This window comes from Streptomyces sp. NPDC033131 (assembly GCF_055578365.1).
Genome location: NZ_JBVIPA010000013.1, coordinates 83246 through 104686 on the forward strand (window position 1 = coordinate 83246; position 21441 = coordinate 104686).

Genomic DNA, 21441 nt, shown 5'->3' on the forward strand with positions numbered 1-21441 from the left:
AGCGGACATGAGCGCATTGCATGGCACCGAGAGCGAAGACCGGCACACCGGCATCACGAGACGAGACCTACTGGGCGGTGCCGCGGTCGCAGCGGCCTACGCCGTGGCCGGGGGCGGCACGGCGCAGGCCGCACCCGCCGCTCACGGCGAAGTCCCCCATTTATGGCGCGAGTTCACCCAAGCGCCCTGCACCCACCCGCAGATCCCCTACGTCGGCCGGGCGGGCTACCGCAGCGGCACGGTGCGATTACCCCGCTGTCCCCTCACGTTCGACGTACGCGCCTTCGGGGCCAGGGCGGACGGCACCGTCGACTCCGCGCCCGCGATCAACCGTGCCATCGCCGCCGCCGGCAAGGCAGGCGGCGGCACCGTCTCCCTCCCGTCCGGGACCCTCCGGATCGACGACGTCATCCGCGTCGGTCACTCGAACGTCGTCCTGCGCGGCGCCGGAAGCGGCCGCACGACGCTGTACGCGACGCGCAGCCTCACCGAGCTGATCGGCGTCTACGGCTCCCGCTACGGCGGCGACAAGTCGTCCTGGTCCTGGGCGGGCGGCCTCATCTGGCTCGCGCCCGAGGCCCGTTGGAACTCCCTCGTCGCCGCGATCCGGGCCAGGGCGTGGCCGTTCGAGGGCTGGACCGGCAACCGGCGCGACGAATGGCGGCCCCTCACCGCCGTCGCCCCGGCCAGGCAAGGCTCCTGGACGGTGACGGTCACCGACCCCGCCCGGCTGCGCCCCGGGATGCTCGTCCTCCTCCGGCTCGCCGACGACCCCGGTCACACCCTGCTGGAACACATGGCGGGCGGCGGGCCCGGCCCCGAGGCGTACCACTGGGACGACAAGACGAAGCTGACCTCCTACGTCCCCTACGAGTGGCCGGTCCGCATCGTCCGTGTCCACGGCCGGAGAGTCACGCTGGAACGGCCCCTCCCGCTCGACGTACGACCGGAATGGGATCCCCGGCTCACCACCCACGTTCCGGCGCTGACCGGCGCGGGCGTCGAGGGCCTGAACCTGGAGGCGGTGGAGACACCTCAGCAGCCGCACCTTCTCGACCAGGGGTACAACGGCGTCGTCCTGCAGTGCGCCTATGACTGCTGGGTGGACGACGTGACGGTCCGTCATGCCGACAACGGCTTCGGCCTGGTGTCCGCGTCCGCCTGCACGCTGCGCCGGACACGGGTCACGGGCCGCGGCTCCCACCATCCGTACTTCTGCCGCGAGGGATCGCACGACAACCTCTTCGAGGACTTCACCATCGAAGAGGCCACCGCTTCCGGGCAGCCCGGCACCCAGCTGCACGGCATCAACGTCGAGGGGCTGTCCTCGTACAACGTGTGGTCGCGGGGTGACATGCGGATGGGCACGTTCGACAGTCACCGCGGCATGCCCTTCGCCAACGTCCGCACCGACATCACCGTGAACAACAACGGCCGTCACGGTGGTGACGCGACCGCGGGTCCCCTCTTCGGTGCCCGCTTCACGCACTGGAACATTCGCGTCACGAACGACCGGGCGGGCCTGATGAAGATCGACGCGCTGGCCCCGTACTCCGCCACCGTCGGCATCAACGAGGTCAGGGAGTTCGACCAGATCGACGTCCCCGACTTCACCGGCGACCTGCACACGCGTCTGGAGCTGTACGGCAACCCCGGCGCGGTACGGCCGCAGAACCTGTACGAGGCCCAGCGCAGGCTGAAGGCCGCGCCGGAAGACGACGGACGAGGCATCTAGCCTCCACCGCCGCGGTGTTGAGCGCGCCTCCCGCCGGCCGTCCTCCGCCCACGGACGCCGATGCCTCTCCCGGCGACGACAGCAAGGTGCGCCATGTCGCTTCTGCGCACCCCCGATCCGACTCCCCAATTCACATACATGATCGGAATTGACCGATGAGCGCTCGCCCCCGCCTGGGCGTCCTCCTGGCAGCCTTGGCAGCGTTCACCGCCGGAGCCGTCCCCACTGCCACGGCGAAGGTGACGCACCCGGTGCCCAAGGCACCGCACACCGGCGTCCTCGACGGCACCCACCTCCAGCAGGCGAAGATCCGTCTGGACGGCGGAGACCCCCAACTGCGCCGAACGGCACGGGCGTTGACCGCGCGGGCTGACAAGTGGCTGAACCAGGGCCCCTGGACGGTCGTCGACAAACCCAGGCCGGCACCCAGTGGCGACGTCCACGACTACCTCAGCCAGGCCCCGTACTGGTGGCCCTCCCAGCCGCCGACCTCCGACAACCCCTGGGGCTGCCCGTACGTGCAGCGCGACGGACAACGCAACCCCGAGGTCGACACCGGTAGAAGCTCGCCGCGCTCCGCGAGCGGATGGGCTGGGCCTTCCCCTGGTACTCCTCGTACGGAAGCGACTTCAACTACGACTTCCACGCGACCGTCGACGAACGGAGAGCACCGGTACAGATCTATCACCGCACCGAGGCAGAGATGGCCGAGGCCGGGATGCCGTGGTCGGAGGGCATGCGTGGCGACTGGCCGGGCATCAGCACGTTCCTGCGCGTCGGGGACGAGGTGTTCCACACCTACTCCACGTTCGGCCGAGGCATCGAGGAGTTCCACAGCGGCTACCCCCACCTCGACCTCACCGCGCTCGGCCGCCAAGAGGCATGGGAGGAGCCGAAGGACCGAGCGGTCCCCCTCGGCCTGCACCTCGGCGGCCCCGCCCTGCGCATCCCCGACGAATACGACGCCTGACGACTGCGCAGTGCCCCGGGCATGGCTGCCCACCCAGCGCGACGACACAACCCCGGTCCCCGGCATTCCGCAGGGCTCGCCGTCGCGCGGTGCCAGTCACGAGGCGGAACAGTGACCGGGCGTGGTGCAAGGACAGGGCGAGCCTGACCCGGTGACCGGCTGACCAGCCCCGGACACCGACCGGACGCTGCGAGCCCGCCCCACGGAGGTGGGCTGAGCACGCGTCTGTACGCGCCCGAGCGCATCGGCTCTGTGCGCCTCCTGCCGGTACGCCTCCTGTCCCGTCCGGCACGGACCTCGCGGCCCGGGTCCGGCGCGGCGCGAGCCGCTACTCGTCGTTCACCCACCGCATGAGTCGTTGCATCGGGTAGAAGCCGTCGTGGGAGAGGCCCGGCGGCATGCCGCCCGCTCTGCCGAGCGAGACCACGCGCTGAACGCCCGCACAGGCGAGGGCGTCGCGCAGTTCCGCCTTGCGGGTGTCGGGGTAGACGCCGACCGTCTGTGTGGCGACCCCGGCGTGGGCGACCGCCTCGGACAGCGCGCCGACGGGAACGACGTCGACGATCTTTCCGTCGGGGTGGAAGTCCACTGGTTCGGGAGAGCGGATGACCAGGCCCCGGCCGTCGTATCCGCCCCACACCCGGTACTCGGGCGCCATGGAGCGCAGGACGTCGATCTCCTCGCGCAGTTCCGCCGGGACCCGCGGGCCGCCGGCCGAGCTGAACTCCCGTGCCACCCCGAGGCGTTCGCACAGCAGGGCGGCGTAGCGGTCCGCGTCGTCCCAGGACCCCTCGACGAACTGGAAGCGGCTGGCCACGCACGCCTGCTGGTTGAAGAACGTGGCGTCGGCGGCGCCCGCGTCGGCCGCCAGGGCCAGCGCGTGCGGAGATTCGAAGGCCTCCCGGCCGATCAGGGAGATGGACGTCTTGGGGTCGAAGGACACGAGCTCGAATCCCGGGCCGACATACCTCAGCGCACCGCGGATCGTGGCCTCGCCGCCCCAGGCGACCAGCTTGTCGAAGAACTGCGGGCGGAACAGCACGCTTTCCACCGTCTCGTCGCCGCCGCGCCAGTACACCGCGGAGAACGAGCGGACCACCGGGTGGCCGGGGGCCACCGCGGCCATGGTGCGCAGGATCGCGGTCGCGGTGAACAGGTCGTTCGAGGGCAGCTTCAGAAGGTTGACGCCCTTGGTGAGCGCGCCGCGCACGACGGACATCGCCGCGACGCCGGGTGCGTTGCCGGCGATGATGTGCACCAGGCGCGGCGGGAACGCGCGGATGGCCGCGAGCCGGTCTCCGGGCAGCCGCACGTCGCGCCAGCCGTCGAGGACGTCCGCGCCACCGAGTTCGTGGTCGATCTGGGCGTACAGGCCGGGGCGCTGGAAGCTGCGCCACAGTACGGCGTAGGCACGTTCGAGCACCTCGGCGGGCAGTGGGCTGACCCGGACCATCCGCTCCAGGGCTTCGGCGAGCAGGCCCTCGCGGTCCGCCCTGAGGGCTTCGCCGGTCTCGACCAGCAGGTCGACGATCTCCGCCACGGGCACGTGGAAGGCGGGACCGGGTCCGGTGCGCGGCCATACGAGGCGGTCCAGGTCGAGTGCCGGTGCGGTGAAGGCCGCGCCCGGCCGGCCGTGGGTGGTGTGCGAGCCGTGGTCGACCTCGCCGCGGATCACGTGGGTGACGGCCACGGAGCCTGCTGGGGTGTCGTCGATGATCGTGCCGCTCATCCGTGGATCATCCCCCGCACATAGGAGTCGAGTGTCGCGGCGCAGGTGATCTTGTCGTCGCCGCCGAGGTCCCCGTAGCGCCGGATGTCGGGCAGGACGGCAGGTCCCGCTCTGCCGCAGTCGCACGGGGAGAAGTCCACGAAGACCCGGTCGCCGCTGATCAGCCCTCCCCAGCGGCCTTCCAGGGAGACGTCCAGGAACGCGAACCGCCCCTCCACGACGCCCTCCGAGGGGTTGAGCAGCTTCTCGCCGGCCTCGTCGAGCACCAGGGGGATCGCCCAGGGCGGCACGTGGTAGTTGCCCTTCTCGCAGGAGAGGCAGGAGCCCTGCAGCTCCGTCATGCCGTAGCTGCGGACCCGTCGTACGCCGTCGTAGAAGGCGGCGAACTGCGCCTGGTAGTCGTCGGGCAGCGCGCGGCCCTTGTTGCCGCCGCCGCTGAGCACCAGGGTGTCCGGGTGGAGGCTCCCGTCGGGTACTCCGCGGGCGCGCAGGGCCTGGACCAACGCGAACTGCTGGTTGTTCATCCCGGCGATCAGCAACGGCTCGTCGCGGTGCGCGGCGATGTCCTCGACGATCCTCTCGACCGCCGCGCCCAGCTCCTCCTCGCGGGCCGTGGACCCGGCCTCGAAGGAGCTGATCTCCTGCGGGGTCGCGGTGCCCTCCGCCATCCGGCGGCGCAGCAGCGCGCTGCTCATCAGCTCGGACACCCGCATCGGGTCCTCGGTGAGCAGGTGGGTCTGTCCGGGTCGCGCGAAGACCTCCGCGTGCCACCGGAAGCCGTCGACGGAGCGCATGGGGCCGCTCGCCGGGGCGAGCAGGTAACCGCGGCGGGTGGGTTTCGGCGGGAGCGGATCGGGCCAGCAGGTGAGGTGTTCCAGGATGTCGTGCAGGAAACCCAGGTCGCTCGCGTCGCAGTTGAGGAAGGACACCTTTCCGGAGGTGCCGCTGGTGATGTAGGGGCGGTGGCCGGCTGCGGTGATGCGTTCGGTCCACTCGTCGATGTCGCGTACGCCGTCCATGTCGACGTCGCCGGCTTCGACCGCCGACACGGTGGTGTACCAGCGCAGGAGCCGGTCCCACCGGCCGGCGGTGATGAGGGAGACGGGGTACGACTTGTAGCTGGTGTGCGAGAACAGCAGCGGCACGAGGTCGTCGAGACCGGTGATCTCGTGTACGCCGGTCTCCTCGGCCCGGGTCCGCAGCAGCGGGATGCGTTCGCGGTGAACGGCGAAGGCCTCCCGTGCGGCGTCGAGCTGCAGTTCGCGTACGGCTGCGGCAGGTTGGTCGAAGGTGTCGCCGGATCGGACGAGGGACCGGATCTGCTCGCGTGCGCCTGGCACAGCGTTTCACCTCAATCAGTTGCGTACGTTGTCTGTTCCGCGGTGCGTTGCGTGGTCCCTTCCGCGAGGTACGACGACTCGATCGCGTCCAGGTTTCCGCGCAGTTCCTTCGGGGTGCCGGTCATGGTGACGCGGCCGCGGTGCAGGACGTAGACCCGGTCCGCGATGTCCAGCACCTTGCGCACGTGCTGTTCGACCAGCAGCGCGCCCAGGCCGCGGTCCGCCGCCTCGCGTACCGCGCCGAGGAGCCGGTCGACCACGAGCGGGGCCAGACCGAGGGAGAGTTCGTCCGCGAGGAGCAGCTTGGGGGCACGGCACAGTGCGCGGGCCAGGGACAGCATCTGCTGCTCGCCGCCCGACAGCATGCCGGCGCCGGTCCTGAGGCGTTTTTCGAGCTCGGGGAAGAGTTCCAGTGCGTGCTGGGTCTTCACCCGGCCGACCCGCAGGTTGTCCGCGGTGTCGAGCCGGGTGAAGACCGCCCGCTCGCCGACGTACGCCAGACCCTGGCGGGCGCGGCGGTGCAGCGGTGCGCGGCCGGGCTCGCCCAGCCAGCGCACCTCCCCGTGCATCGGTGCCAGGCTGCCCGAGAGCGCCCGGAGGGTCGTCGTCTTGCCCGCGCCGTTGGGTCCGAGCAGGGCGACGACCTCGCCGGGGCGGACCTCGATGTCGAGGTCGCGTACGACGGGTTGACTGCCGTACCCGGCGGACAGGGCGTGGGTCGCGATCAGGGGCACTTCGGTGTCGTGCACGGGCCCTCTTCTCAGCCGGACGACATGGCCGTCAGCATCTTGCGGACGTCGACGAAGGTCGATCCGGGCTTGGCCCACTCGATCTTCCCGTCGCGCATGGTCATTTCGGTGGCGGTGGTGTTGTGGATGCGGTTGAGACCCTTGATCGGCAGGGCCGTCGACGGCTTCCAGGTCAGCGGCGGGGTCAGGCCGCCGGTGTCGATGCCCGCCGTGGTGTCGAGTTCCTGCACGAGCGCCTTGGACGAGATCGCCGGGAGATTCTTGACCGCCTCGGTGAAGACCTTGAACGCCACCCAGGTCGTCCCGTTGGCACCGTTGGAGGTGTCGATCTCCTTGTTGCCCTTGGTGGCTTCGAGGAAGTCCTTCCAGGCGGGGTCGGAGCTGGGCGGGTAGTAGCCGGTGATCGCGGAGCCCTCGAGGGGGCTGGCGCTCCCGCCTGTGCTTTCGGCGAGCTGCGGGGTGAGGTTGCCGACGACGCTGCCGAGCTTCGTCTTGGCGCCGGACTGCACGTACGACGTCACGAAGAGGTCGGAGTGCGTGCCCAGGATGACGTCCACACAGTCGCTGCCCTTGGTCGCGGCGGCGACCTGCGGGGCGAGGTCGGTGGCGGTGACCGGCACCTTGAGGTCCTTGGGCGGTGCCCCACCGGCGGAGGTCACACCGACGGTGAGGAACTGCGAGACGATCGCGGCGGCGGCGACGTCGTACCGTACGCCGGAGATCTTCTTGCAGCCTTCCTCGACCAGTTGCCGGCCGTGTGCGGCGAACACCACCGGGGTGCCGCCGTTGACCGGGAACGACAGCGGGTTGGAGAACTCCGCGGCCGAGACGCCGGTCCCGCCGATGTACGGGATGCCGGCCTTCTGCAGGATGGGCATGTAGCGGTCACCGGCGAGGCTGTAGGACCCCACCACCGCGATCACCTTCTCGGCGACCGCCTGCTGGGCGCACTTCTCGGCCTCGTCGGGCTCGTTCTTCTCGTTGCAGGTCAGCACCTTCAGCGGGCCGCCCTTGATCCCGCCGTGGGCGTTGATCCACTTCTCGTACGCCTGGGCGGTGAGCCGGACTCCGGGCTGGGCGCTGCCCTGGGTGTCCTCCGGTGCCCAGACCATCACCTTGACCGGCGTGCCCTTCAGGGAGGTGGACTCGGTCTTGGAGCTGCCGGCCGTCTCTCCCCCGCACCCTGCGGCGAGCAGGACTCCGGTCACCGCGAGACAGCTCGCTGTGGCGGTTCTGCGTCGGCGTGAGTCGTTCATGGTTCCTCCGCTGGGCTCGTCGTCGAGATGGCGAACAGCATGGGGTGCGATTTCGAGTTAGTGAAGTACTCTCGGCATAATTATTTAAATGAATGTGCTGTCTAGCCTCTAACTCTGGGAGGTTCCGCGATGGACGACATCCTGCGGTTCGCGCTGCTCGGCCTGGGGCTGGGAGCGCTCTACGCGCTCACCGCGCACGGCATCGTGCTGGTCTACCGCGGCTCCGGCGTCCTGAACTTCGCGCACGGCGCGATCGGCATGGCCGGCGCCTACGTCCAGTGGGAGCTCGCCACCCAGCACGGCGTGGCGTACTGGCCCGCCACCGCGTGCGGCGTGCTCTTCTCCGCGCTGCTGGGCGTGCTCACGCACCTGCTGGTGCTCCGCCCGCTGCGCAGGGCGTCCTCGCTGGCCCGTCTGGTCGGCACCCTTGCGGTCTTCATCGTGCTCACCGCGATCGCCGTCAAACGCTACGGCGACAGCCTGCAGCTGGTGCCGGGCAAGCTGCCCACCGAGCTGCTGACGATCGCCGGGGCGACGGTCACCGAGGACCGCGTCTGGCTGCTCGGCATCGCGGTCCTCGTGACCGTGCTCCTCCATCTCCTCTACAGGCGCACCCTGTTCGGCCTGGGCACCACCGCGGTAGCGGAGAACGAGGGCGCCGCCGCCTCGCTCGGCTGGTCCCCGGACCTGATCGCCACCGGCAACTGGGCGCTGGGTTCGGCGCTCGCGGGGCTGACGGGCATCCTGATCGTGCCGGTCATCGGCCTGTCGGTGACCGGGCTGACCACACTCCTGCTGAGCGCGCTGGCCGCCGCCCTGGTCGGCAGGTTCTCGTCGTTCCCCGTCACCCTGGCGGGCGGTCTGGTCATCGGGATCGTGCAGTCCGAACTGACCCGTTTCGGCTCCGAGGTCACCGGACTCGCCGCGTCGGTCCCCTTCCTGTTCATCGCCCTGGTGCTGGTCGCACGCGGCCGGGCGCTGCCGTTGCGCGGCACGCTCCTTGACCGGCTGCCCGCCCTGGGCACCGGGAAGGTGCGCCTCGTACCGCTTGCCGTCACCGTCGTGGTCGCCCTGTCGCTGGTGAGTCTGTCGACGCCGCTGTGGGCCGACGCCATCACCACCACCCTGGTTCTGTCGCTGATCATCCTGTCGATCGTCGTCGTCACCGGCTACGCGGGACAGGTCTCCCTCGCGGCCTACGCGCTGGCCGGAACCGGCGCCTTCATCGCCGGACACGCGGCTGCCGACTGGGGATGGCCGTTCGAACTCGCCCTGCTCGCGGGGGTGTTGGGCACGGTGCCGATCGGGTTGCTCTTCGCGCTCCCGGCGGTCCGCACCCGAGGGGTCAATCTCGCGATCATCACGCTCGGCCTCGGTACCACCCTGGAGGCGATGGTCTTCCAGAACACCGATCTGTCGACCACCCCCGGCAGCGACGGCATCGCGGTGGGCAAGCAGACCCTCTTCGGGATCAGCGTCTCCGGGGTCGACCATCCACAGCGGTACGCCTCCGTCGTGCTCGTGATGTTCGTCGCCGCCGCGCTCGTGGTCGCCAACGTGCGGCGCAGCCGGACTGGCCGCCGGCTGATCGCCGTACGGGCGAACGAGCGGGCCGCCGCCGCCCTCGGCATCGACGTCCGCGCGGCCAAGCTCTACGCCTTCGGCCTGTCCGCGGCCATCGCCGCGCTCGCCGGAGTGCTCACCGGGTTCCGCTCGACCTCGGTCGTGCTGTCCGACTTCGCCAGCTTCGACTCCATCACCGCGCTCGGCCTCGCGGTCATCGGCGGTGTCGGCTTCCTCGTCGGCCCGCTGTTCGCCGCGACCTTCGCCGCGGGCACGGTGGGTGCCCGGTTCGGGGACCTGGTGCTGCCCGGGCTGAGCGAGTGGATGCCGCTGATCGGCGGGATCATCCTGGTGCTGACGCTGGTGGGCAACCAGGACGGCATCGGCAAGGGGCTCGGCAAGCAGCCCGCGGGCATCCGGCGCAGGCTGTCGCCGAAGCGGGTGCCGACCGTCCGGAAGGACGAGCCGGCAGCCGCCCCGAGCGTGACCCGCGCCGCACCGCTCCCCCTCCACGTGCGCGATCTGACCGTCCGCTACGGCGGTGTCGTCGCCGTCGACGGGCTCTCGCTGGACGTCGAGCCGGGCCGGGTGGTGGGCCTCATCGGCCCCAACGGCGCCGGCAAGACCTCCGCCATCGACGCGGTCACCGGCTTCACCCGGGCCGCGTCGGGCAGTGTCCGGCTCGGCGACCGGGACGCGACCCGGCTGCCGGTCCACCGGCGGGCCGCCGCCGGGCTGAGCCGCTCCTTCCAGTCGCTGGAGCTGTTCGAGGACATGACCGTCCTGGACAACCTGTACGCGGCCTGCGACCGGCCCGGCCGGTGGGCCTGCTTCACGGACCTGATCCGTCCCGGCAGCCGCCCGCTCCCCGCCCATGTGCTGGTCGCCGTACGGGAGTTCCGTCTCCAGGACAGTCTGGACCGGCCGGTGGGAGACCTGTCGTACGGAGAACGGCGGCTGCTGGCCATCGCCCGCGCGGTGGCGGCCTCGCCGTCCGTGCTGCTCCTCGACGAACCGGCCGCGGGTCTGTCGGACGACGAGACACGGGAGTTGGCCCACCTGGTACGGCGGCTCGCCGAGGACTGGGGCATGGGCGTGCTGCTCGTCGAGCACGACGTCGACATGGTCATGAGCGTCTGCGACCAGGTCGTCGTCCTGGACTTCGGACGCCTGATCTGCGCCGGTACGCCGGAGGAGGTCCGGCGCGATCCGGCGGTGCGGGCGGCCTACCTGGGCGACCTGGAGCCGGAGACGCTGGTCTGAGGGGTCCTTTCACTATGCGCGTCCGATCAGGTCGCGTGGTCCGGTGCCGTGCATCGCAAAGCGCCGGAGCGGCTGCGATGGGGGTCCCCCCGCGCGAGGTTGTTCGAGCGTGGGGGAGGAACCACGTGGGCGTTTCGGCAACGCGGCGAGGTGCGGTGCCAGGCCGCGCGACCCGGACGGGCACAGTGAAAGGACCCCTGAGCCTCCCGGGCGACGCCGAGAACCGGAGGCGCTCATCTCAGCGCCTCCGGCGGCAGCGACAGGAATCGTGTCAGGCGTCGCGCAGATCCGCGACATACGGCTGATGGGACAGCAGCCCGCCGTCCACGCGCAGGGTGTGCCCGGTGATGAAGGCCGACTCGTCACTGGCGAGGAAGACGACCGCCGACGCGACGTCCTCCGGGCGCCCCAGGCGCGGAGTGAGGTGATGGCGCAGCATCGCCTCACGGATCGCCCCGTGCGCCGAACCGGAGCTGGCCGGGGTGACGATGAACCCCGGCGCGATGGCGTTGCACCGCACGCTCTGCTTGCCGTACTGGGTGGCGACGTACTGCGTGAGGTTGATGAGGGCGGCCTTCGAGGCGCCGTACGCCGGATTGCGCAGGTCGCCGGCGAGGCCGGACCCGGACGAGGTGTTGATGATGGAGCCGCCGCCGCGGGCGACCATGTGCGGGACCGCGGCCTGGATGGCGACCATGGTCCCGCGCAGGTTGATGCGCATCGTGTCGTCCCAGACCGCCGGGTCGGCGTCGACGACGGCGAGGTCCTGGCGGGCGGCCAGGTGGGTGGCCGCCGCGTTGTTGTGCAGGACGTCCAGGCCGCCGTACGTCTCGACCGCCGCGGCCACCATGGCCCGTACGCTGTCGATGTCACCGAGGTCGGCCGGGACCGCTGTCGCGGAACCGCCGGCGGCACGTATCTCCTCCGTGACCGCCTTGGCTCCCTCGATGTTCAGATCGGCGACGACCGTGTGCGCGCCCTCGGCCGCCACGCGCCGTGCGGTGGCGGCGCCGATGCCGGAAGCGGCCCCGGTGACGATGGTGATCTTTCCTTGGAGTCGCGCCATGGCCGGACTGCCTTTCCTAGGCGGACAGTTGACTGCCGACCACCGACACGAACGAGACGCATTCGCCGGGGCCGCCACCGAGGTTGTGGGTCAGGGCGAGCGAGCGTCCCTCGGCCACGGACTTCACCGTCCGCTCGGCCGGTGCCTCGCCGCGCAGTTGGAGCCAGGCCTCGAACATCATGCGCAGGCCGGAGGCGCCGATGGGGTGGCCGAAGGCCTTCAGGCCGCCGTCCGGGTTGACCGGCAGCGAGCCGTCCAGGTCGAACGCCCCGCTGTTCACGTCCTTCCATCCCTGACCGCGCTCGGAGAAGCCCAGGTCCTCCATCAGCACCAACTCGGTGGGCGTGAAGCAGTCGTGGACCTCGGCGAGGGCGAGCTCGGCGCGCGGGTCGGTGATGCCCGCCTGCCGGTACGCCTCCTGGGCGGAGGCGACGACCTCGGGGAAGGTGGTGAAGTCGTACTCCGGGTCGAGGAGCCCGTCCGCCGGGCCGGCCACGAAGGACAGCGCCTTCACGAAGATCGGCTTGTCGGTGTACCTGTAGGCGTCCTCGGCGCGTACGACGATCGCGGCGGCCGAGCCGTCGGAGACCCCGGAGCAGTCGAAGACGCCGAGCATGCCCGCGACGATCGGGGCCGATCGGATGCGCTCCAGCGGGACCTCCTTGCGGAACTGCGCGCGGGGGTTGCGGGCCCCGTTGACGTGGTTCTTCCAGGCGATGCGAGTGATGACGTCCTTCATCTCCTCTTCCACCAGGCCGTACTTGGCGGCGTAGGCGGGAGCGAGAAGGGAGAAGTTGGCAGGGGCGGTGATCTCGCCGCGGCTGTCGTCGCCCGCGCCCGGGATGGCGGTGCCGGACAGCCCGGACATGCCGGAGTCCTTGAGCTTCTCCACGCCGACGGCCATCGCGACGTCGTACGCGCCCGAGGCGACGGCGTAGCAGGCGTTGCGCAGCGCCTCGGAGCCGGTGGCGCACATGTTCTCGACGCGGGTGACCGGCTTGTTGGGCAGGTGGAGCGCCCGGCTCAGGGTCAGCCCGGACACGCCGGATGCCTGGGTGCCGAACCAGTACGCGTCGATGTCGTCGAGGGTGATGCCGGCCGAGGTGACCGCCTCGCCGACGGCGTCGATCAGCAGGTCGTCCGCCGAGCGGGTCCAATGCTCGCCGAAGGGCGTGCAGCCCATGCCGACGATCGCGACCCGGTCCCGTATTCCGTGCGAGCCCATCAGTGTGTCCCCTCGGTCTCGCCCGTGCGCACCGGCCGGGCCTTCCAGAAGTAGTTGTGGACGCCGGACGCCGTGACCGTGCGCCGGAACGTCATCTCCACGCGGGCGCCGATGGCCGCGTCGGCCTCCGTCGCGTCGGTCAGCTGGCAGCGGAACCGGCCGCCGCCGTCGTAGTCGACGACCACGACGAGCATCGGCGGACTCGGCGTGGCCGCCAGGCGGTCGACGGTGAAGGTGGCCACGGTGCCGCGCACGTGCTGCATCGGCTCGTCGGTCATGGCGTCGACGCTCCGGCACGACACGCACACCCGGTCCGGCGGCAGGTGCCGGGTGGCGCACTTCTCGCACCGGGAGGCGACGAAGCCGTACTTCCAGCTCGTGCGGCGGTGCGCGGGCGGGGCGTAGGGCGGCTCGGGGTCCGGCCGGCGGGGTGGTTCGCGGTCCAGGAGGCCGCGCCAGGACAGGTACGTGGCGTACGGCATGGGGGCGCTGCCCGCGTCGATCTGGGCGGCGACCGGGCGGGCCGCGCGGTGGGCGGGGAGGGCGTCGGTGGTGCGCAGCAGCAGGACTCCGGCGCCGTCGCCGAGCACCACGAGGGCGATGATCTCGCCCGGCCGGGCCCGGTCCAGGACGTCGGCGAGGAGCAGGCCGGGCTGGGCGGTGCCGGGGTTGCCGACCGCCCCGGTGAGATCCGGCGTCACCGCCTCGGGACGGACACCGGCTGTACGCCGGACCGCCGCGCAGGCACGCGCGTGCAGGCCGGAGACGACGAGGTGGTCGATCGCCCCGGGGTCGAGGCCCGCCTGGTCGAGGGCGGCGTTCAGTGCCTTCTCCGCGAGGGACACGTAGATCTCCTCGGCGAAGCGCTCCTCCCAGACCCGGGAGGCGGGCGCGCCCGGCAGCCGCCAGCGGTCGAGGATCTCGTCGCTGACCGTGTCGTGAGCGAGCAGCTCCGCGATGACCGGGGCCCCGTTGCGGTGTCCGCCGAAGACGAACGCCGCCGCTCCATCGCCGCCCGCGACCTCGTCGCTGCCGCCGGGCAGGCCGGTGCGCAGGTCGGACAGGACCGTCAGGGTCGGCACCGGGGACCGGGCGGCCGTGACCAGGGCGCCGAGGCCGGAGCGCACGGAGCCGGCCATGTCGGCGGCGAGCACGTGCTGGTCGAGGCCGAGCGCGGCGTGCACGGCGGTGGCGTTCGTCTTGTCGAGGTAGGCGGGTGCGGCGGTGGCGAGGAAGAGCTGGCTGACGCGGCCGCTCAGGCCGTCGCGGGCGAGGGCGGCGCGGGCCGCCTCGACGGCCATGGACGTGGTGTCCTCGTCGTAGCCCGCGACCGCGCGGGTTCCCTTGCCCGCCCTGCCGCCCAGGGCGGCTGCGACATCCGTCCGCGCGAGGCGGTGGTACGGCACATAGGCGCCGTATGCGATCAGTCCGGCCATGTCAGCGTCCTCCGTGAGCGTGGGTTGCGTCGGTCGGCCGTTCGAAGACGGCGGCCAGGCCCTGGCCTCCGCCGAGGCACATGGTCTCCAGGCCGTAGCGGGCCTGACGGCGGTCCAGTTCGCGCAGCAGGGTGGCGAGGATGCGGCCGCCGGTGGCGCCGACCGGGTGACCCAGCGAGATGCCGGAGCCGTTGACGTTGAACCGTTCGAAGTCGGTCTCGGTCAGGCCCCATGAGCGGGTGCAGGCCAGTACCTGGGCGGCGAAGGCCTCGTTGAGCTCGATCAGGTCGATGTCGGCGAGCTTCAGTCCGGCTCGCTCCAGGGCCCGGGCGGTGGCGGGTACCGGCCCGATGCCCATGGTCTCGGGCGGTACGCCGACGACGGCCCAGGAGACCAGGCGGCCCAGCGGACGCAGGCCGAGTTCGGCGGCGCGCTCGGGATGGGTCACGACGCAGAGCGCGGCGCCGTCGTTCTGCCCGCTGGCGTTGCCGGCCGTGACGGTCGCCTCGGGGTCCTGGCGGCCGAGCACGGGGCGCAGCGACGCGAGCTTCTCCAACGAGGAGCCGGGACGCGGGTGTTCGTCGGTGTCGACGACCGTCGCTCCCTTCCGGGTGTGTACGGTGACGGGCACGATCTCGTCCGCGAACCGGCCTTCCCGCTGGGCCGCGACGGCCTTCTCGTGGGAGCGCAGGGCGAGTTGGTCCTGCTCCTCGCGGGGGATGGCGTACTCGCGTCGCAGGTTCTCGGCGGTCTCGAGCATGCCGCCCGGCACCGGGTGGTTGACGCCGCCCGACATGACCCGGCCGCGGGCCAGGCGGTCGTGCAGGGTGGTGCCCGCGCCGCGTACTCCCCAGCGGACGTCGGTGGTGTAGAACTCGGCCTGGCTCATGGACTCGACGCCGCCCGCCAGCACGAGGTCGCTCGCGCCGGTCTGCACCTGCATCGCCGCGGTGATGATCGCCTGCAGTCCGGAGCCGCAGCGGCGGTCGATCTGCAGTCCCGGCACCTCCACCGGCAGACCGGCGTCCAGGGCGGCCACGCGGCCGATGGCCGGAGCCTCGCCGTTGGGATAGCACTGGCCCAGCAGGACGTCGTCCACGGCTGCGGGCGGTATGCCGGTGCGTTCCAGTACGGCGCGTACGACCGTGGCGGCGAGTTCGGCCGCCGTCACGTCGCGGAAGGCGCCGCCGTAGCCGCCGACGGGGGTACGCAGGGGTTCGCAGATCACCGCGTCACGCAGGAGGGCGGGCATCGGGTGGGCCTTTCGTGAGAGGTGAGTGGCACGGGCGTGGGGGCGGCGCTCACATGTACCGGCCGCCGGTCACCTCGACCACGGCTCCGGTGACGTAGCTCGCCAGGCCGGAGGCGAGGAAAAGGACGACCTGGGCGACCTCGGCCGGCTCTCCGGCACGCCCCATGGGGATCTCCGCGAGCTTCGACTCCCAGGCCGCCTGGGGCATCGCCTCGGTCATGGCGGTGCGGATCAGGCCCGGCTGTACGGCGTTGACGCGGATGCCCGCCTTCGCGAGTTCCTTGGCGGATGCCTTGGTGAGTCCGACGAGTCCGGCCTTGGCCGCGCTGTAGTTGGTCTGCCCGAAGTTGCCGACCTTGCCGGCGATCGAGGAGATGTTGACGATGCTGCCGCCCTGTCCGTGCGCGCGCATCGCCTCGGCGGCGTACCGGGTGCCGTTCCAGGCACCGGTCAGGTGCACGTCGACGACCGCGCGGAAGTCGGCCAGGGCCATCTTGCGCAGAGTCGCGTCCCGGGTGATCCCGGCGTTGTTGACCATGACGCCGACCGGCCCGAAGGTGTCGGCGCAGTGGGCGACGAGGGCGGCGACCTCGTCCTCGTCGGTGACGTCGCAACGCAGTGAGGTGGCTGCCACGCCGTTCTTGGCCAGGCGTTCGGCGGCTTCCGCCGCGGCGTCCTCGTTGATGTCGCCGAGGACGACGGACGCGCCCTCGGCGCCGAGCACACCGGCGATCTCGTAGCCGATGCCCTGTGCGCCGCCGGTGATCACCGCGTGCCGGCCGTCCAGCAGTCCCATGTCAGCCCCACCCTGGCTCGACGCTATTCCTCTCAAATAGATAACCTATTATGCTGAAACAATCAATACAGCGATCGGCTGGGCGAGCGGGCCGGAACGAGGAGAGAAGCCAGGTGGACATCAGCTATCCCCCGGAGACCGAGACGTTCCGCTCCGAGGTCAGAGCGTTCCTCGCCGAGGCACTGCCGGCGGACTGGAAGGGCATCGGTGCCCTCGACGAGGACACGGCCTGGGCCTTCGCCCGCGACTGGCGCCGCCTGCTCGCCGAACGCCGGTACCTCTCCCTCACCTGGCCCGAGCGGTACGGCGGCCGGGGCCTGTCGAAGCTCCACCAGGTCGTCCTGATGGAGGAGCTGGCCCTGGCGGGTGTGCCGTTCGGGCTGCCGCAGGACACCTTCGGGGTGAAGATGCTGGCGAACACGCTGTTGCGCTGGGGTACGGAGGAGCAGAAGAGCCACTTCCTGCCCCGCATCCTCAGCGGGGAGGACACCTGGTGCCAGGGGTACTCGGAGCCGGACGCGGGCTCGGACCTCGCCTCCCTGAGGACCCGCGCGGTGCGTGACGGCGAGGAATGGGTGATCGACGGCCAGAAGGTGTGGACCTCCGGTGCTCATCACTGCGACTGGATCTTCGTCCTGGCCCGCACGAACCCTGACGTCTCCAAGCACCGGGGCATCTCGTTCCTGCTCGTCCCGCTCGACCAGCCCGGCGTCGAGGTGCGGCCCTTCCGCATGATGAGCGGACAGCTCCACTTCAACGAGGTCTTCTTCAACGGCGCCCGCACCCGCGACGATCTCGTCGTCGGCGGCGTCGACAACGGCTGGACGGTCGCTCAGAGCCTGCTGGGCGTGGAGCGCGGGGAGGAGGCGGCGACCAACCCCATCCTCTTCAAGGCGGAGGTCGAACGTCTCGTCGAACTGGCCCGTCTGCACGGCAAGGACCAGGACCCGGTCATCCGGCAGCGGATCGCCTGGTGCTGGTCCAAGGTCGAGATCATGCGCTATCTCGGCTACCGCATCCTCACCGGCTGGCTCAAAGGCGCCGATCCCGGCCCCGAGACGTCGATCGCCAAGCTGTACTGGAGCGAGTACCACACCGTGGTCACCGACCTGGCGATGGACATCATGGGCCTGCACGGCCAGGTGCCGGTCGGCCGTCCGCCCCTGCGCACCTACCGCACCGACGATCCCGGCGCGGCGAACTCGTCGGGGTCCTGGTCGACGACCTACCTCATCGCCCGCTCGGGCACGATCTACGCGGGCACGTCCCAGGTGCAGCGCAACATCCTCGCGGAGAAGGTGCTGGGGCTGCCGCGTGAGCCACGGATCTAGGACTCACCAGGGCTTGTGAAGGTTCCGAGTTCCGGCACCGGGCGCGGCCCGGTGCCCGGGACCCAGCCCGCGTCGAGCTTGCGCAGGCCCACGCCGTCCGGCGCCCAGATGTGGCAGCTGTTCAGGACGCCCGCCGTGGAGCGCGGGTCGTGGGACTGCTCACCGGCGTAACGCAGCCCCGCGTTCGCCGAGATGGCCGCCTGCACGACCGCGGGGCCCAGGGCGCGGGTCAGCTCATGCAGGTGCGAGCAGCCGGACACCCCGCGGAACCGCTCCTGGATCGCCCGGTTGTATCCGGCGGCGACGCTGAGCCCGACCAGGCCGTCGAACACCGGACTGATCAACGGACACTCGGCGTGCGGGAAGGTCCGCATGTCCGCGTCGGCGTGGACGACGACCATGTCGGAGAGGCGTACGCGGACTGCCAGCGCCATCCGGTGGACGATGCCGGCCGACGGCTCCGCCCAGGGGCGCACGTCGCTCAGTTCCGCCTCGACCGATATCTCGTCGCCGTCCTCCTCCGTGTACGCGGTGACGGTGATCGTGCGGCGGTGCAGCGGAACTTCGGAGCGCGTCACGAGGAGGCCTCCCGCGGGAGCGCCGGGACGGGGGCCGGGGCCTCCCCCAGCCCCGGGAACTCCGGTTGTCTGCGCTCGATGAAGCTGCGCACGCCTTCGCGGTAGTCCGGGGCGCGTTTCGCCGTGGCCAGGAGGGCGGCCGCACGGTCACGGCTCTCGGTGAAGGTTCCCGCCTGGTCGTCTGCGAGCTGCCGCTTGATGAGGGACATCGCGTACGGGCTGGCCGACCGGGCCAGCTCGGTCGCGTACGCGAGTGCCGCCGGGAGCAGGTCCTGCGGTTCGACCAGGCGGTTGACCAGACCCATCGCCACGGCCTCCGTCCCGGTGACCCGGCGCGAGGACAGCAGCAGATCCGCGGCGTTGCCGTAGCCGATCAGCCGGGGCAGGATCCAGGACACGCCGTCCTCGGCCACCAGCCCGCGCGCGCTGAAGGCGGCGGCGAACTTGGCGTGCGGTACGGCGAACCGGACATCGCACATCAGCGCCTGGTTGAACCCGATGCCCGCGCAGGCGCCGTTGACGGCCGCCACCACGGGCTTCGGGCAGGACATCGGGCGGGAGCGCGGGGGCAGCTGGTCCGTGGGCCACGGGCGGGCTCCCGACGAGGCCGCATCGAGCACGCTCATGTCCATGCCCGGGCAGAAGCTTCGCCCCGCACCGGTGAGCACCACGGCCCGCACGGCGGGATCGTGCTCCGCCCGGTCGAACAGCTCGTTGTAGAGCAGTTCCATCTCCAGCGTCCAGGCGTTGTGCCGTTCGGGCCGGTTCAGGGTGAGCAGCATGACCCCGTCGTCGGTGAGTTCGGTGAGGATCACCGGGGCCGGGTTCTCGGTCATCGAGGTCACTCCCACGGGGTCCGTCGGCTGGGCTCGGCTTAATAGATAGATGAATCATCTATATACCACCAGCCGCCTCGGGCACCAGGCCCGGTCACGCAAAGAGAGGATCACCCATGCCTTGACCTGGTACCCTCGATGCACTAAGACGATTCATTTAGCTATACGAGGAGCCCACCGTGGCCGAGGCAGCCCGCACCGCAGAATCGGCGACCGTGCCGGTCCCCGCTCGCACCCGCGTCGGACGCCAGGTGCGGGTGCCGAAGACCGCCGAGCTGGTCGCCGCGCATCTGCGTCGCCAGATCGTACGGGGCGAGCTGAAGCCCGACGACGCGCTGCCGCCGGAGTCGGGGCTGATGGAGCAGTTCGGCATCTCCCGGCCCACCTTGCGCGAGGCGTTCCGCGTGCTGGAGTCGGAGTCCTTGATCACCGTGCGCCGCGGCGCCCACGGCGGCGCCCGGGTGAGCGCGCCGGACTCGGATGTCGCCGCCCGCTTCGCCGGCCTGATCCTCGAGTACCGCGGTGCCACCCTGGGGGACATCTACCGTGCCGCGGCCCTCATCGAGCCGCCCTGCGCCCGCCAGCTCGCGACCAAGCACACGGCGGACGACATCCAGCGCCTGCGCGACGCGGTCGCGGCCGAGAAGGCCGTCATGGACGACCCGCTCGCCCTGGTCGAGGCGCAGGACTCCTTCCACGCCCTGCTGGTCGAACTCACCGGCAACCAGACTCTGATCCTGCTGTGCGGCATGCTCCGCAACATCATCGACCGGGCCAACGCCTCGTACACCGCGGGCGCGGTTGACGCCGAGGCACAGAAGGCGCAGGCCCTCAAGGGACACAGGGCCCATGTGCGGATGGTCGGCCTGATCGAGTCCGGCAAGGCGGACGAGGCCGAGAAGCTGTGGCAGCGGCACATCTCCAGCGCGGACGACGTCGTGAACGCCGCGGGACCCAAGACGGTGCTCGAGCTCCTCGACTGACCGGCCCCGCCGCCCGGCGGCCCCGTGTCCCCATTCCCCCTTGCGCTCTTTAATCAGTTAGATAATTATAGAAGGCGTACTGAATAGTTCCTGGGGCCCGGAGGCGACGCCATGGCCGGACAGCGCAAGCGCATCTTCGACTGCGACCAGCACATGTACGAGGAGCGGGACTCTTTCACCCGCTACCTTCCGAAGGAGTTCCTCGGTGCGGCGGTCGCGCCGGTGACCCTGCCGGACGGCCGAGAGGTGATCCTCGCCGGAGACCGGATCGTCGTATGCCTGGAACCGGAGTTCGGGCAGGTCTACCGTCCCGGTTCGCTGAAGGAGATGCTCAAGGCGATGGCCTCGGGCAATCCCGAGGAGACGTACCAGTTCGAGCCGATGCACGAGTCGTACCAGAACCGCGAGGCCCGGCTGCGCGTCATGGACGAGCAGGGTCTGGACCAGACGATCATCTATCCGGGCGGCTGGGCACTGGTCGCCGAGGAGTACGTGAAGGGCGTGGAGCCGCTCTACGCCAACTACCACTCCTTCAACCGGTACATGAACGAGGTCTGGGGCTTCAACCACCAGGGCCGCATCTACGCCCCCGCGCTGCTGTCGCTGCGGGACCTGCCCAGCGCCGTCAAGGAGCTGGAGTTCGTCCTGAACCAGGGCGCCCGCTTCATCCTGCTGCCCACCGGGCCCGTGTACGGCCGCTCGCCCGGCGACCCGTACTTCGACCCGTTCTGGAAGCTGGTCAACGAGGCCAAGGCGAGCGTCTGCTACCACATCAGTGAGTTCTACTACAACTCGCAGGTGGCGCCCTCCTGGGGCTACGACCCCCACCCCATCCACTTCCGGATGTCGGCCTGGCAGTGGCAGAACACCTACGGCCAGCGCCCCATCGAGGAGACGCTGTCCGCGCTGATCTTCGACAACCTCTTCGGCCGCTTCCCCGACATCAACGTCCTGGTGTCCGAGTTCGGCGCCGAGTGGGTGCCGCACTTCGTGCGGCACATGGACAAGAGCCGGGGCATGGGCCGCAACGGCCCTTGGGTCGGCGGGCAGTTGGCCGAGCGTCCCAGCCAGGTCTTCCGCAAGCACGTCCGTGTGGTGCCCTACCCCGAGGACGACACCGTGAGCCTCGTCAAGCGCCTCGGCTACCACGAGTCCATCGTCATGGGCTCCGACTTCCCTCATGCGGAGGGCCTGGCCAACCCTGCCGACTTCCGCAAGCTCCTCGCGGGGCTGGACGAGTCCGCGCAGGACGACATCATGTACAACAACGCTCAGCAGCTGATCAGCCGCTGAGTGTCGCGGGGGACAAGTGCGGAGCCCGGTACCGGCATTC

The 21441-nt window shown here is 70.8% G+C and carries 17 protein-coding genes and 1 pseudogene; 7 read left to right on the forward strand and 11 right to left on the reverse strand.

Features of this window, described 5'->3' with window-relative positions; translation table 11 throughout:
* The first annotated feature begins 7 nt into the window (after nt 1-7).
* The 3 genes and pseudogenes from ACZ5XS_RS18685 (at nt 8) to ACZ5XS_RS18695 (ending at nt 2705) form a co-directional block, all read left to right on the forward strand.
* Nucleotides 8-1735, forward strand: a complete 1728-nt coding sequence (locus ACZ5XS_RS18685; protein ID WP_468652553.1) for a glycosyl hydrolase family 28-related protein — start codon at nt 8-10, stop codon at nt 1733-1735.
* Between the two features lie 155 nt (nt 1736-1890).
* Nucleotides 1891-2295 (forward strand): annotated as a pseudogene (locus ACZ5XS_RS18690) (alginate lyase family protein); the annotation flags it as partial.
* Nucleotides 2296-2321: 26 nt separating this feature from the next.
* The gene (locus ACZ5XS_RS18695) at nt 2322-2705 is read left to right on the forward strand and encodes a DUF899 family protein (RefSeq protein ID WP_468652555.1); all 384 of its coding nucleotides are present in this window, start codon (nt 2322-2324) and stop codon (nt 2703-2705) included.
* Nucleotides 2706-3033: 328 nt separating this feature from the next.
* Here the strand turns inward: ACZ5XS_RS18695 and ACZ5XS_RS18700 are convergent, their stop codons facing one another.
* From ACZ5XS_RS18700 to ACZ5XS_RS18715, 4 genes are read right to left on the reverse strand one after another with little or no spacing between them, the layout of a single operon-like run.
* On the reverse strand, nt 3034-4434 hold the full coding sequence (locus tag ACZ5XS_RS18700) for an acyl-CoA reductase (protein WP_468652557.1): 1401 nt from the start codon (nt 4432-4434) through the stop codon (nt 3034-3036).
* On the reverse strand, nt 4431-5774 hold the full coding sequence (locus ACZ5XS_RS18705; RefSeq protein ID WP_468652559.1) for a hypothetical protein: 1344 nt from the start codon (nt 5772-5774) through the stop codon (nt 4431-4433). The genes ACZ5XS_RS18700 and ACZ5XS_RS18705 overlap by 4 nt, the downstream gene beginning before the upstream one ends.
* Nucleotides 5775-5785: 11 nt before the next feature.
* Nucleotides 5786-6523: an ABC transporter ATP-binding protein gene (locus ACZ5XS_RS18710; RefSeq protein ID WP_468652562.1), complete on the reverse strand. Its 738-nt coding sequence runs from the start codon at nt 6521-6523 to the stop codon at nt 5786-5788.
* An 11-nt stretch (nt 6524-6534) separates the two neighbouring features.
* Nucleotides 6535-7779, reverse strand: coding sequence for an ABC transporter substrate-binding protein (locus ACZ5XS_RS18715; protein WP_468652564.1), 1245 nt, complete (start codon nt 7777-7779; stop codon nt 6535-6537).
* A gap of 129 nt (nt 7780-7908) precedes the next feature.
* Here ACZ5XS_RS18715 and ACZ5XS_RS18720 point away from each other — a divergent pair, with 129 nt between their 5' ends.
* The gene (locus ACZ5XS_RS18720) at nt 7909-10605 is read left to right on the forward strand and encodes an ABC transporter permease subunit (RefSeq protein ID WP_468652566.1); all 2697 of its coding nucleotides are present in this window, start codon (nt 7909-7911) and stop codon (nt 10603-10605) included.
* A gap of 271 nt (nt 10606-10876) precedes the next feature.
* Here the strand turns inward: ACZ5XS_RS18720 and ACZ5XS_RS18725 are convergent, their stop codons facing one another.
* Genes ACZ5XS_RS18725 through fabG form a run of 5 tightly spaced genes read right to left on the reverse strand, consistent with a single transcriptional unit; the run spans nt 10877 to nt 16380 of the window.
* Nucleotides 10877-11671, reverse strand: coding sequence for an SDR family NAD(P)-dependent oxidoreductase (locus ACZ5XS_RS18725; protein ID WP_468652568.1), 795 nt, complete (start codon nt 11669-11671; stop codon nt 10877-10879).
* 16 nt (nt 11672-11687) lie between these two features.
* A complete protein-coding gene (locus ACZ5XS_RS18730) occupies nt 11688-12896 on the reverse strand; it encodes an acetyl-CoA acetyltransferase (RefSeq protein WP_468652570.1) in 1209 nt (402 codons plus the stop codon).
* The gene (locus ACZ5XS_RS18735) at nt 12896-14332 is read right to left on the reverse strand and encodes an OB-fold domain-containing protein (RefSeq protein ID WP_468652572.1); all 1437 of its coding nucleotides are present in this window, start codon (nt 14330-14332) and stop codon (nt 12896-12898) included. Before ACZ5XS_RS18735 ends, ACZ5XS_RS18730 begins: the two co-directional genes overlap by 1 nt.
* A gap of 1 nt (nt 14333) precedes the next feature.
* A complete protein-coding gene (locus tag ACZ5XS_RS18740) occupies nt 14334-15584 on the reverse strand; it encodes an acetyl-CoA C-acetyltransferase (protein WP_468652574.1) in 1251 nt (416 codons plus the stop codon).
* 49 nt (nt 15585-15633) lie between these two features.
* Nucleotides 15634-16380: a 3-oxoacyl-ACP reductase FabG gene (fabG, locus tag ACZ5XS_RS18745; protein WP_468652576.1), complete on the reverse strand. Its 747-nt coding sequence runs from the start codon at nt 16378-16380 to the stop codon at nt 15634-15636.
* 113 nt (nt 16381-16493) lie between these two features.
* On the opposite strand from fabG, the gene ACZ5XS_RS18750 reads away from it, so the two are divergent.
* Nucleotides 16494-17711 carry an acyl-CoA dehydrogenase family protein gene (locus tag ACZ5XS_RS18750; RefSeq protein ID WP_468652578.1) on the forward strand — a complete coding sequence of 406 codons (1218 nt, stop codon included), beginning with the start codon at nt 16494-16496 and terminating at the stop codon, nt 17709-17711.
* Here ACZ5XS_RS18750 and ACZ5XS_RS18755 read toward each other — a convergent pair.
* On the reverse strand, nt 17708-18289 hold the full coding sequence (locus tag ACZ5XS_RS18755) for a DUF2889 domain-containing protein (protein WP_468652580.1): 582 nt from the start codon (nt 18287-18289) through the stop codon (nt 17708-17710). The genes ACZ5XS_RS18750 and ACZ5XS_RS18755 overlap by 4 nt on opposite strands.
* Complete coding sequence (locus ACZ5XS_RS18760) at nt 18286-19125, reverse strand: enoyl-CoA hydratase-related protein (RefSeq protein ID WP_468652582.1); 840 nt, start codon at nt 19123-19125, stop codon at nt 18286-18288. The genes ACZ5XS_RS18755 and ACZ5XS_RS18760 overlap by 4 nt, the downstream gene beginning before the upstream one ends.
* Nucleotides 19126-19304: 179 nt before the next feature.
* Between ACZ5XS_RS18760 and ACZ5XS_RS18765 the strand changes: the two genes are divergently transcribed.
* Complete coding sequence (locus ACZ5XS_RS18765; RefSeq protein ID WP_468652584.1) at nt 19305-20108, forward strand: FadR/GntR family transcriptional regulator; 804 nt, start codon at nt 19305-19307, stop codon at nt 20106-20108.
* 111 nt (nt 20109-20219) lie between these two features.
* Entirely contained in the window at nt 20220-21401 is a 1182-nt protein-coding gene (locus ACZ5XS_RS18770) for an amidohydrolase family protein (protein WP_468652586.1), read from the forward strand.
* The last annotated feature ends 40 nt before the right edge of the window (nt 21402-21441 follow it).